This window comes from Chitinophaga sp., assembly GCF_039596155.1.
In the GTDB taxonomy this organism is placed as follows: Bacteria; Bacteroidota; Bacteroidia; order Chitinophagales; family Chitinophagaceae; genus Chitinophaga.
This window is the reverse complement of the sequence record NZ_JBCNKF010000014.1, coordinates 1-13,286: the sequence shown is the minus strand read 5'-3', so window position 1 is coordinate 13,286 and position 13,286 is coordinate 1. Positions and strand designations below refer to the sequence as shown.

At 46.6% G+C, this 13,286-nt stretch carries 7 protein-coding genes; 5 read left to right on the top strand and 2 right to left on the bottom strand.

What is annotated here, in order from left to right; genetic code table 11:
- Window positions 1-108: 108 nt before the first annotated feature.
- Window positions 109-759, bottom strand: coding sequence for an NlpC/P60 family protein (locus ABDW33_RS14790; protein WP_343690843.1), 651 nt, complete (start codon window positions 757-759; stop codon window positions 109-111).
- 283 nt (window positions 760-1,042) lie between these two features.
- On the opposite strand from ABDW33_RS14790, the gene dnaE reads away from it, so the two are divergent.
- The 4 genes from dnaE to mqnE all read left to right on the top strand — a co-directional run bounded on the left by dnaE (window position 1,043) and on the right by mqnE (window position 9,354).
- Window positions 1,043-4,681, top strand: a complete 3,639-nt coding sequence (dnaE, locus tag ABDW33_RS14785; RefSeq protein WP_343690842.1) for a DNA polymerase III subunit alpha — start codon at window positions 1,043-1,045, stop codon at window positions 4,679-4,681.
- Window positions 4,682-5,030: 349 nt separating this feature from the next.
- The gene (trxA, locus tag ABDW33_RS14780; protein WP_343690841.1) at window positions 5,031-5,348 is read left to right on the top strand and encodes a thioredoxin; all 318 of its coding nucleotides are present in this window, start codon (window positions 5,031-5,033) and stop codon (window positions 5,346-5,348) included.
- 667 nt (window positions 5,349-6,015) lie between these two features.
- On the top strand, window positions 6,016-8,169 hold the full coding sequence (locus tag ABDW33_RS14775; RefSeq protein WP_343690840.1) for a M43 family zinc metalloprotease: 2,154 nt from the start codon (window positions 6,016-6,018) through the stop codon (window positions 8,167-8,169).
- Window positions 8,170-8,172: 3 nt separating this feature from the next.
- Window positions 8,173-9,354 (top strand): aminofutalosine synthase MqnE, encoded by a 1,182-nt coding sequence (gene mqnE / locus ABDW33_RS14770; protein ID WP_343690839.1) that lies wholly within the window; start codon window positions 8,173-8,175, stop codon window positions 9,352-9,354.
- A 71-nt stretch (window positions 9,355-9,425) separates the two neighbouring features.
- Here the strand turns inward: mqnE and ABDW33_RS14765 are convergent, their stop codons facing one another.
- Complete coding sequence (locus ABDW33_RS14765) at window positions 9,426-11,672, bottom strand: c-type cytochrome (RefSeq protein WP_343690838.1); 2,247 nt, start codon at window positions 11,670-11,672, stop codon at window positions 9,426-9,428.
- A gap of 210 nt (window positions 11,673-11,882) precedes the next feature.
- Between ABDW33_RS14765 and ABDW33_RS14760 the strand changes: the two genes are divergently transcribed.
- Window positions 11,883-13,145 carry a nucleoside transporter C-terminal domain-containing protein gene (locus ABDW33_RS14760; RefSeq protein WP_343690837.1) on the top strand — a complete coding sequence of 421 codons (1,263 nt, stop codon included), beginning with the start codon at window positions 11,883-11,885 and terminating at the stop codon, window positions 13,143-13,145.
- Window positions 13,146-13,286 lie beyond the last annotated feature (141 nt).

Below are 13,286 nucleotides of genomic sequence, written 5' to 3'. Positions count from 1 at the left end.
TAACAATTGTAGGTAGAAATAAGCAATTAGAATACCGGATAAGATAGACGGTTAAAACGTATGTATTCCCCTTTTGATAAATTTTCGCGAAGTGAAGGTACTCAGGTATTAATTAATTCTCCCTGCCCCTACAAAATATTTCTTCCAGTACGTTTCATTCAGATCACTGATCATCACCCCTGAGCTGGTAGAAGCATGTACGAATTTAGAATTATCCAGGTATACTCCCACATGCGATACCTGTGCCTGGTTAATCTTAAAAAATACCAGGTCTCCCGCCTTCATCTGCTCGTTGCTGACCTTCTTCGATTTATCGTACAATCCCGAAGAAGTACCAGACGCATTGATCCTAAATACTGTGGTTAACAACTGATTGGCAAAATTACTGCAATCAATGCCGCTTTTGGAACGGCCACCTAACTGGTAAGGAGTGCCCCACCAATCTTCAATAAAGTAAAATAAATTGGCATTCAGCACAGTTTCTACCGGAACATCCAGCAGTTGCGCGTATTTAAACTGCCACAAAGGAGCATTTTCGACATAAGTACTGGCGGCCTGTGAGAAACTCACTTTTGCATAGCTCACACTGGTAGCCTTCGCATTACTGGAAGTAGTAAAACCATCAAGAAATTCAGGGGAACGGCTGGAAGAAGTAGTGCTGGATTTTTTGGCCGTAGAAGTATTTTTAATAACAGAACAGGAACTGGCTGTTAACAGAAAAATACCGATCGCCCAAATAAGTCCATTTCTTCCTGACATATGTGCTATTGATTATAATTTGAGCTAAATTACTAATAATAATTGTTTTTAAAGTGTTCTATTTGAAAGTGCTCTCTTTTAAGCGGTTAGTGCCCTCAAAAAGTAAGTATTGAGCCGGCACAGTGGTACTTCTTATCCGAAAATCCTTGCCTGAAGCAATCATGATTCAGATCCCTCTACTGCGGCCGGTTTAGCATTCTCAACGGCTCACTCCGGATTCACCCTGCCTTGCTGTGGATAATTTTTAGCTAACTTTGTGCCTGAAGAAACGGAATTTTGTGCCATGATTTTCTCCCACTTACACGTTCATACTCAGTACTCCCTGCTGGATGGAGCCGCAGATATCAAGTCACTGTATAAAAAAGCGATGGCCAGCAACCAGCCAGCCCTTGCTATTACAGACCACGGTAATATGTTTGGCGTATTCCAGTTTGTGGCAGAAGCATACAACCATCGACTCAACCCGGAAGATCCAAAAGATAAGCGCCTGAAAGTGAAGCCAATCGTAGGCTGTGAATTCTACGTGGTAGAAAACAGGTTCAAACGCGCCTTTACACGTGATGAAAAAGACATCCGTAACCACCAGGTCTTGCTGGCCAAGAATGAGGAAGGTTATCGCAACCTTATCAAGCTCTGCTCGCTTGGGTATATTGAGGGACTGTACGGTAAATATCCCCGTATTGACAAAGAACTCATTCTCCAATATCATAAAGGACTGATTGCCACCACCTGCTGCCTGGGTGCGTCGGTGCCCCGCACCATCCTGAAACATGGCGAAGATGCCGGTGAAAAGGAGTTTAAATGGTGGCTGGACATATTTGGCGAGGATTTCTATGTAGAAATGCAGCGCCATGGTATCCCTGAACAGGATAAAGTAAATGTCGTCCTCCTGAAATTTGCAGAGAAATACAATGTAAAAGTGATCGCTTCCAACGACTCCCATTACGTGGACAAGGAAGATGCGAACGCACACGACATCCTGCTCTGTATCAACACCGGTGAGAAAAAGTCTACCCCTACCAATAAAGAATTTAACGAAGACGAAGGCGGGAAGAAAAATACCCGCTTCGCATTCTATAACGACGAGTTCTATTTCAAGACCACGGACGAGATGTCAACGCTCTTCCATGACCTGCCACAGGCCATTGACAACACCAATGAGATTGTGGACAAGGTGGAGCTGCTGGACCTGAAAAAAGACATTCTGCTGCCTAACTTCCCGATTCCTCCCGGTTTCTTTACGCAGGACCAATACCTGCGTCACCTCACCTTCGAAGGGGCACGAGCCAAGTATGCGGAAATTACCGCAGAAGTCGAAGAACGCCTGAACTTCGAACTACAGGTGATCGAGAACATGGGATTTGCCGGTTACTTCCTCATCGTATCTGACTTTATCAAGGCAGGCCGCGATCTGGGCGTATTTATCGGTCCGGGCCGTGGATCGGCTGCAGGATCGGCGGTGGCCTATTCCATCGGTATTACCAATATAGACCCGATCAAGTACAATCTCCTGTTTGAGCGTTTCCTGAATCCGGAACGTAAAAGCATGCCGGATATTGATACGGACTTCGATGATGAAGGCCGTCAGAAGGTGATTGACTACGTAGTAGACAAATATGGCAAGAACCAGGTAGCGCAGATCATTACCTACGGTACCATGGCTGCTAAAATGAGTATCAAAGACGTGGCCCGCGTTATGGACCTGCCATTGGTAGAATCCAATATGCTGGCCAAAATGGTACCTGACAAACCGGGTATCCAGCTGGACCGTATCTTCAATGCCCCCATTGATGAAGGGGAAAAGAGCCTCGCAGAGAAAGAAGGGCTGGGACCTGAAGACCTTGACAACGTAAGAAAGCTCCGTGAGATCATCAAAGGAGACGACCTGCAGGCCGAAGTGCTCCGCGAAGCCTGCGTACTGGAAGGATCTGTACGAAATACAGGTATCCATGCGGCAGGTATCATCATTGCCCCCAAGGATCTTTATGACCTGATCCCGGTATCGACTGCCAAGGACTCCGACCTGCTGGTGACCCAGTTCGAAGGTAGTATCATTGAAAGCGCCGGTGTCATCAAAATGGACTTTTTGGGTCTGAAGACCCTCACCATCATCAAGGGCGCACTGGAACTGATCAAGCAGAACCACGGCATCGACATCTCTATTGACGATATTCCGCTGGATGACGCCCGTACCTACGAGCTGTACCAGAAAGGTGAAACAAACGCGACATTCCAGTTCGAGTCTCCCGGTATGCAGAAGTACCTCCGCGAGCTGAAGCCCGATAGGTTCGATGACCTGATCGCCATGAACGCCCTGTACCGCCCGGGTCCACTGGAGTATATTCCACTGTTTATCCGCCGTAAACATGGGTTGGAAGAAACCGTGTATGACCTGCCGGAAATGGAAGAATACATGCGTGATACCTATGGGATCTCGGTATACCAGGAGCAGGTAATGCTGCTAAGCCAGAAACTGGCAAACTTTTCCAAAGGTGATGCGGACGTACTCCGTAAGGCGATGGGTAAGAAGCAGAAGGCCGTACTGGACAAAATGAAGAAACAGTTCATGGACGGTTGTCAGAAGAACGGCCATGACTTAAAAATATGTGAGAAGATCTGGACAGACTGGGAGGCATTCGCATCCTACGCGTTCAACAAATCGCACTCTACCTGTTATGCATTCGTAGCGTATCAGACCGCTTACCTGAAAGCTCACTACCCTGCCGAGTATATGGCGGCGGTACTGAACTGCGCAAGCAACATTGAAAAGATTACCTTCTTCATGGAAGAAGCCAAGCGCATGGGTATTGACGTATTACCACCGGATGCAAATGAATCTTTCAAAGGTTTTGCAGTGAACAAGATGGGACAGATCCGTTTTGGTCTGGCAGGTCTGAAAGGTGTAGGTGAAGCAGCCGTAGAAAACATCCTGGAAGAACGCAAAAAAGACGGTCCGTTCAAAGATATCTTTGACCTGATCAAGCGGGTGAACCAACGTGCGGTTAATAAAAAATCGCTGGAAGCCCTCGCCATGTCAGGTGCATTTGATTGCTTCCCGGCATTGCACAGGGCACAGTATTTCTTTAAACCGGAGAATGATACAACTACCGGGTTGGATAAGATTGTGAAGTTCGGTAACCAGGTAGCAGCAGGGTCTTCCAATATCGGCAGCCTGTTCGGCGATGAAGATATGCCCGCGATAGAACCACCTAAACTGCCGGCTTGTGACCCATGGCCATTGATCCTGAAGCTGAATAATGAAAGAGAGGTAACGGGCATCTATATTTCCGGTCACCCGCTGGACGATTACAAGTTTGAGAGCCGGTTCTATAACATGAACAAGGTATCTGAACTGGTTGAATATCAAGCAGAAATAACAGCACCCGGCGGTGGTAAACCGGGCCGTGAGAAGAACTTCAGACTGGCAGTATATGTAACGGGTGCGCAGGAGCGTATCTCCCGGAACAACAGGCAGTTTGGTATTATGACGGTGGAGGATTACAGCGGCAAGTTTGAGTTTGCCCTTTGGAGTGAAGACTTTATCAGGTTTGCACCTTATTTAAAGACAGGGCTGTGTTTGTTCATCAATGGAGGCTTCAAGGCCCGCCGTTTCAATGACAGCGAGTATGAGTTCAAGGTGAATAGTATCCAGTTGCTGCAGGAAGTAAAAAAGACACATACGAAGAAGGTAGGCCTGGTGACAATGCCAAAGTTTATAACAAGAGACCTGGTAGATTTCCTGGTAGACAATATCAACAAATATCCGGGATCGAGTGAACTGTTCTTACAATTAGTAGACCGGGACAACGATCTGCAGGTGAAGATGCATACGTTCAATAAGCATATTGAAATGAATGATGAACTGGCGCATTTCCTGTCCAGGCAGCCGGATCTGGATGTGTATATTGAAACCGCCAGGTAGGACTGAACTATTTTATTAAAATCGGGTTATTAGAGGTAATGACATACCGGCTGTAAAACGAAGTGTAACCGGGCATGCTTTAGAATCAACCCGGAGGCGGATTTTAAACCACCATTACATTGAATATGGGAAGAAATAACCAATAATGCGGACAAAAGAACCAATTCGCCGGAAACTGATACCAGTATAGATACTATCGATAATTATTCGGTTAAAAATAATTTAACTTGCATCGTAAATAATCGATATAACGATTTGCAGAACATGCCAAAAAAGCAGTAATTTGCGGCCGGTTTGATTCTTGCAGAGTAATTAACAGGTTTTTAAAAATTTTATAAATACTAATAACATGGCATTAGAATTCACTGATTCCAACTTCGAAACCGAAGTGTTGAGCTCAGACAAATTGAGCGTTATTGATTTCTGGGCAGAATGGTGTGGTCCTTGTCGCGCTATCGGTCCGGTGATCGAAGAGCTGTCAAAAGAATATGAGGGTAAGGTAAATGTTGGTAAAGTAAATGTTGACCAGAACCCAGAGCTGTCTATTAACTACGGAATTACAAGCATTCCTGCTATTCTGTTTGTTAAAGGCGGTAAAGTTGTAGACAAACAGGTAGGTGCTGTGCCTCGTGCAGTTTTGGAAAAGAAGATTCAGGCAAATATGTAATCTTTATAAATAAATTTAAAAAGGGCGACTCGTATGAGTCGCCCTTTTTTTTGTGCGTATGTGCGTGGGCAGGTAAGTAGGGATAGGTAGAATGGAATGCTTCTTCGATGCTTCTTCGATGCTTCTTCGATGCTTCTTCGATGCTTCTTCGATGCTTCTTCGATGCTTCTTCGACGCTTCTTCGACGCTTCTTCGACGCTTCTTCGACGCTTCTTCGATTAAGCGCCGTTAAAAAGCCGTTATTACAAGTCCACCAAAAGTGCACTATAAGTACACCAATATATCACCTCAATATCCCCTGGATATACAAGTGCCCTTTTAGTGTACTTAAGGTATACTATTAATGTAATACCAGCGACGGCGCCACGGCGGCTTTTAATGATAGTTATTGGCCCCCTCCCCCAAATACGAAATATAAACTCTTCGCGTTTTAAACAATACAAAAAAATCGCGGTCCAACTGTCGAAAGCCAATTAATTGTGATGACACCACTTTTCTCCTTTTCAGAACACCGTACCTGATAGATTCCACTTATAAGTAGATTGGAAGATATTCAAAATGACGCCCTGATTATTGGAAATTAACTTTAAGGTGTGTAACAAAAGATTGTACCTTTCCCCGGAATTTTTGGATAACAGCCGCTAATTTTAACTTTCAAACTTGAACATTGCGCAATTTTACCCTTTTTATCCTAACCATCTTCCTATCATTCCCTGCCTTGGGCCAGCGTCTGTGTGGCTCCGAAATAGCTGTTCAGGAGCAGATCAGGCAAAATCCCACGTTGCAGGTACTACGTGATAAGGTGGATGCACGCAACAGATCCAAAATCTCAGCCATTCAACTTAACAGGGCAGTTGCAAAAGCGACCGCTTACAACACCGTTACCATTCCGGTGGTCGTTCACATCGTACTCACCAACCCCGCTGTCGTGACCGACGCCCAGGTTCAATCCCAGATCGATGTGCTTAACAAGGACTATGCTGCGCTTAATACCGATACCAGCATCCTCCCCTCTGTCTGGAAAGCCCTGGTCGGCAATGCCCAGATCCAGTTTTGCCTGGCCCAGCGTACGCCTTCAGGAGAGGTTACAAATGGGATAGAACGTGTCACAACCACAGTCGCCACCTTTTCTTCCAGCACGGCAGTCAAAGCTGTAAAATTTGCCAGCTCCGGTGGGGCCGATCAATGGGATGGTTCCAAATACCTGAATATCTGGGTCACCCATATCGAAAAGGGCTACCTCGGCATCGCCACTTTTCCTAATCTCTATGCAGACAACCAACAAGGTGTCGTAATTGAATATACCGGCTTCGGTACCACTGGTTCCGCTGTCTATCCATACAATAAAGGCCGTACTGCCACCCACGAAATAGGTCATTACTTCAATCTCCGCCACATATGGGGAGATGAAGATGCCTGTGCCGCAGATGACGGTATCGACGATACTCCTAAACAGGCAAAAGCAACCTATGGGTGTCCTGCATGGCCACAGGTTGATATGTGCTCTAATACCAGCCCGGGGTATATGTTCGAAAACTATATGGACTATTCCGACGATGCCTGCCTGGTACTCTTTACCAAAGAACAGGTAGATGTGATCCGTGCCACCCTGACCGACGACAGGAGCTCCCTGCTCAGTTCCGATGGCTGTACGCCGCTGAACCTGAAAACACTGGATGCCGAAATAGAAAATGTGATCAGTCCTCTCAACCAGCAGTGTGATGCGAGTATCACCCCCTCTGTAGTCCTGAAAAATATGGGCCTGACCACCCTGACTAAGGTGACCATCAACTACCAGACAGACGCCGGTACCGTATATTCGACTTCCTGGACAGGTAGTCTCGCAGCATTGAAAACAGATACGGTAAGTCTCCCGACCAGCACCGTTGATGTAGGCGACCACCTGCTGAAGGCCTGGACCACGCTGCCAAATGGAGCCAGTGACAATGACGTTACCAACGATACCGCCTGGACAGCCTTGAGCTTTTATAATAACATTACTTTCCCGCTGAAAGAAGGTTTTGAAAGTAACACCTTCCCCCCTGCCGGCTGGGAAATCTACAACCCGGATGGTGCATATACCTGGCAGCGTACCAGCGTTACCCGCGGCGATAGCAGCTATTATGCTATAGAAATGCGCAACTATGTGTACGCTACCTCCAACGAAATTGACGATATCCGCACCCCGACCATCGATGCAGCAGGCGCAGATTCTGTCTTCCTCTTCTTCGATGTGGCTGCGGCAACTTCCGACAATGTGAATGGCGCCGATTCAAGCCTGAATTCCTGGGATAAGTTGCTGGTAATGACTACTTCCGACTGTTCTCTCACCTACGATACACTGTATAGTAAGTCAGCGAAGTCGCTGGTAACGACGACCACCCCGGTTGCTTCCGAGTTTGTGCCAACCGCTGCTCAGTGGCGCAGGGATTCCGTGAACCTGACCCCCATCATCAGGAAGGGCCAGTTCAGGGTGGTATTCCGGAATGTGGGCAATAACCAGAACAATATTTACCTGGACAACGTCAATATCATCACCCGGTCTACCCTGCCTTACCTGAAAGAAAAGGGAATTACGGTAGGGCCGGTACCTACTTCCGGTCAACTCTATGTGACCTTCCTGGAAGTGCCGGACAACCTGGATTTCATTGGAATTTATAATACTTCGGGACAACTGATCGCGAAACAGCGTGGTTCCAATATCGATGGCAGCAATCGTTTCACTTTTGATTTGGTAAATGAGCCAAATGGTGTTTATTTTGTAAAGTTAATTTACCGGAATACGAAGGCAAAGACTTATAAGATCATAAAAGTGAATTAAGAGATGATTACTCAAAACGATTATCCTGCTGTAGAAACACTTTTGCAGGATGCCAGGCTGGATAAAGCATTGAAGACCATTGGAGAAAAAGTGCTCGCCCGTGAGCGTCTGACCACTGATGAGGGCATATTACTGTTTGAAAAAGGCGAACTGGGCTATGTAGGCGCACTGGCCAATTTCGTAAGGGTGCGTATGCATGGTGACAAAACTTACTTCAATAGAAACTTTCATATCGAGCCGACGAACGTTTGCATCTTCACTTGTAAATTCTGTTCATATTCAAAGCTTTATAAGCATAAAGAAGAGGGGTGGGAACTGAGCGTTGAGCAAATGCTGGATATTGTAAAGAAGTATGATGGTCAGCCTGTTACGGAAGTACACATCGTTGGTGGCGTGCATCCAAAAATGAACCTCGACTTCTTCGTGGAACTGCTGGAAAAGATCAGGGCTCATCGTCCGGATTTGCATATCAAAGGTTTTACCGCAGTAGAACTGGATTATATGTTCCGCAAGGCGAAACTGAGTGTGCAGGAAGGTATGAAGAAACTCCATGACGCCGGCTTGCAATCATTGCCGGGTGGTGGTGCGGAAATCTTCCATCCTGATATCCGTGCACAGATCTGTCATGATAAAGTAGATGCAGATGGCTGGCTGGATATTCACAGAACGGCACACAACCTGGGCATGCATACAAACGCGACGATGCTGTATGGTCACCTGGAGCAATACTGGCACAGAGTTGATCATATGGAGCGGTTACGTCAGTTGCAGGATGAAACAGGTGGTTTCAATACGTTTATTCCCCTGAAATTCAGGAATAAGGATAATGAAATGGAACATGTGGGTGAGGTATCGGTAATTGAAGACCTCCGCCTGTACGCAATCGCCAGGTTGTATATGGATAACTTCCCGCACCTGAAGGCTTACTGGCCGATGCTGGGCAGACAGAGTGCACAGCTGACCCTGTCATTTGGGGTGAATGACCTGGATGGTACCATCGATGATACTACCAAAATTTACTCAATGGCAGGTGCAGAAGAACAAAATCCTTCTATGAACACGGCACAACTGGCCATGCTGATCAGGCAGGCTGGCAGAAGACCAGTAGAACGGGATACTGTTTACAATGAGATAAAGGATTATACGGACGTTGTTTTTTCTGATGAGGAATTGACGGCGAAGTAGGATGCTACATATTTACAAAAGAGAAGGGCTGATTGCTAAGCAATCAGCCCTTCTCTTTTAAAGTCCATCACCTAATTCAGCTCTTCTATTGTAAATGGTTTTTGTCTGCCTTTGTATTTCATTCTCACTTCCTGTATATCTTTCTCCGTTACTTTCGGTGCCTGGTTACTCCAGCAGTTTCTAATGAAACTTAACACCTCTGCAATGTCCTGATCATTATATTCATCATTACTGCCAATGCCCGGCATATCGGCGCTGATCTCCGGTGCTTTGTAGTGTTTTCCATTTACATCAATTGGTCCGGTAAGTCCATATAACACTATGGAAATCAGTCGTTTCTTATCTCCGGTCACCAACTGTGACTGGTTCAGCGGAGGCGCCAGTGATTTGATGCCATCACCATCTTTTCCATGACAAGTCTGGCAAACATTGGCGAATAATTTCGCTCCTTTAGGATACTGTTTTACCAGCGCATCTGTCATTTTTGCCTTGCGATGATTCTCTATATCTTTTATGATGGCATCGAGATGACGGCGCATGGAAAGAGTAGTATCTCCATTTATTTTAATGAGCTGATCGAGGAGTTGGGATTCTTTCCCACTGTTATTATTAATGATCGCATCTCCTACATAACGGTCATTTGCATAGCGGGTCATTAATTTGGTTTGCAGTGCTGCTGGGTTAGGAAGATATGGCAATACCAACGCGATGTAGGGCGCCAGGAATACATTATCAGATAAAGCAGTCAACGTTGCAGTAGCAGTGGTTGTTTTCACAGAAGGTAACGCTGCTATCGCAGCGGCCTGTAAATAAGGATTCTTCTGGTGCAGAAGGAAATCCAGCTCCGGATACTGTAACGCACCCAGTCCTTCCAGGGTCCATAGTGCATGGATAATGCCATACGTATTACCCTCCTGGTGCAGCCTTTCCTTCAAATGCGGAATGAGTTGTGTATAGCGATGATCGATGATCATTTGCTGTGCCTTATCCCTGATCCAGCCGTTTGGATTTTCCAGCAAAGCAAAGAGCTTATCTGGGTTATTATCCAGTGCCATTGGCCGGATCCTGGCACCGGTAGGCACGATGCGGTAAATACGACCGCAATTGAGCGGGTTGGTCAGTTCACGGCTCCTGATCTCGTCTTTCAGATAAGGTGTCAGGTAGGTTTTATGCTGGATGATCCCCCGGTACATGTCCACCACATAGAGGGCCCCATCGGGAGCATCGTACAGGCTAACGGGGCGGAAACGTTCATCATCGCTGGCCAGGAACTCCTTTTTCTGGTAGGCCTGACGGCCTTTGACAATATACCCGCTATCCTGCAGTATATTTCGTTTGACCAGGTTGCCGGCTGGCTCGGCTACGAAGGCGTTGTTGTCATATTCTTTGCCAAGCAGGCTTCCCCTGTAGATAAGCGGACTGCAGGCCGCCGTCATTTCTACAAGGCGGAGACTATCGTCCAGCACTCCTTTCATGTACCCCCTGTTCACCCCGGGTGTTGGGTGAATAGGATAGACACGGTTGTCAGGAACGATCTTTTCATCGTAACCAGCGATTGTTTTCTGGTTAGGATTACGGGCACCAAGACCGGGCGGAAAATAATCGCCCAGCAGGTTCTCAGAGTTATTATTGGTAAATAAGCGGCCGAAATTGTCCTGGGAAATGCCCCACTGACCACGGAAGTGGGTATCCTGTTTCACCCATTTCCCGTTGATCTGGCGGTAACGTTTATCAGACTTTGCATTGTAGATCCAGTTGTCCATCGCGCGGAGCAGACCGTTTGGCTGGTGTTCCACGTTGCCGCCTTCCGTGTACTTGTCATCAATGAGCTCGCGCTTGCCGGCAACGTCATCTTTCACTGGAACGAACCAGAGTTTAGGCGGTTCAGCCAGCAAAAAACCACCGGGCACAAGGCAGATGGCCCGTGGCAGGATCAGCGAGTCGAGGACCACTTTACGGGAATCGGCCACACCGTCGTGGTTGGTGTCAGTGAGGATCACCACTTTACCGTTGGGCGTATCTTCGCCGGTACCCAGGGTGTCCGGCATATATCCGGTCATTTCAACGACCCACATACGGCCTTTGTCATCGAAGGTCATGGCCACCGGGGTTGTGATCAACGGTTCCGACGCCACGAGTTGCACTTCGAGTCCTTTTTCAATCTGCATGTGAGAGATAGCAGTCTTGCCATCCAGCACAGGGGATGGACCGGTCCTTTGTCTCATAGTGGTGGAATCTCCATGATCTTTTGCCGGTCCCGGGCTGGTACAGGCGGAGAGCCAGTACGCCGCAGCCAGGAAAAGTGTCCAGTTTTTCATTTATGTAATCGATTGAAATGACAATTTAGATATAAAATTATATTTATAGCATGCATTTTTGATAGGGGGTAATGCATGGATGGATTCATGTCACTTTCACACTCAATACCCGTTTTTTAGCATGCATTTAGCAGCCTTTCACACCAATTTCCTCCTAAGTATTTCCCTATTTGTTTTTATCTTCGCTCCTTACTAGATCTAAATTAGCTTATGGGACGTTTTCAGGGCCTTTTTGGTATAATCCTCATCCTGGGACTTGCTTACTTATTATCCAACAACAAAAAGAAGATCAATTTCCGTCTTGTATTTAGTGGTATAGGATTACAGGTAATAATTGCCCTGCTGGTATTTAAGGTACCACCGGTATTTCACTTTTTTCAGTTATTAGGCAAAGCGATGGGGAAGCTGGAGCAGTTTGCCCGGGAAGGTGCGGCCTTTGTGTATGCAGGTATTGCAGTGAAACCGACGCCTGATACGATCAGTGATTATGCGCAGAGTGGATTTGTGTTTGCGTTCAATGTGACGGCTGCGATTATATTAGTATGTGCACTGGTAGCGATTTTTTATCACTTTGGTATTATGCAGCGTATTGTGGCCGTGATTGCCAAAGCGATGAATGTGGTGATGCGGGTGAGTGGTGCTGAGGCGTTGAGCAATGTAGCAAGTGCATTTGTAGGGCAGATCGAGGCGCAGGTCATGATCCGTCCGTATTTACCATATATGACGAAGAGTGAGTTGCTGGCATCAATGAGCGGTAGCCTGGCTTGTATAGCAGGAGGTATCCTTGTGGTGTATTCGAATATGGGGTTGGCTGCGGGAATGGATCTGGCTCCCATGCTGATTACGGCAAGCCTGATGGCGGCACCGGGTGCACTGGTGATTTCGAAGATCGTGTTTCCGGAAACGGAAGAGTCACAAACGATGGGGGTTGTGAAACTGGATGTGAAGAGTCATTATGTAAATGTAATCGATGCGATCTCCCATGGTGCGAGTGATGGTTTTAAGATTGCAATGAATGTGATCGCGATGATCATTGGTTTTATTGCGTTGATTGCATTTCTCGACTGGGGGCTGCTGAAGATCGGGCATATCTTTAATCCGTCTTTTGACCTGAGTTTGAATTATATATTCGGGAAGTTGTTTTATCCGGTAGCATGGGCGATGGGTGTACCGAACGGAGATGTGAATAATGTGGCGACCTTACTGGGACAGAAGTTGACGGTGAATGAGTTTATCGCATTTAAACATCTGACCGATAAGTCCATCCCGGTAGTATCTGCTAAAGGATTGCTGATCGTAAGTGTGGCCATCTGCGGGTTTGCTAATTTTAGTAGTGTGGGCATGCAGATAGGTGGTATCGGTGTGTTGGCGCCGGAGAGAAGAGGTGATCTGGCGAGCCTGGGTTTGAAGGCATTGTTTTGTGGCACACTGGCTTCTTACTTATCCGCCACGATCGCAGGAATCCTGATATAAGCTTTATCCATATAAGAAGAGGGTGTCTCATAAGTAAATGAGGCACCCTCTCATTTTTTTGAGTTATATAGCATTTTAAGGGTCGCCCTATATTGATTTTTGGGTAATCGTTTTGAGAAGGAAAGTTTTTCAAATAGATCC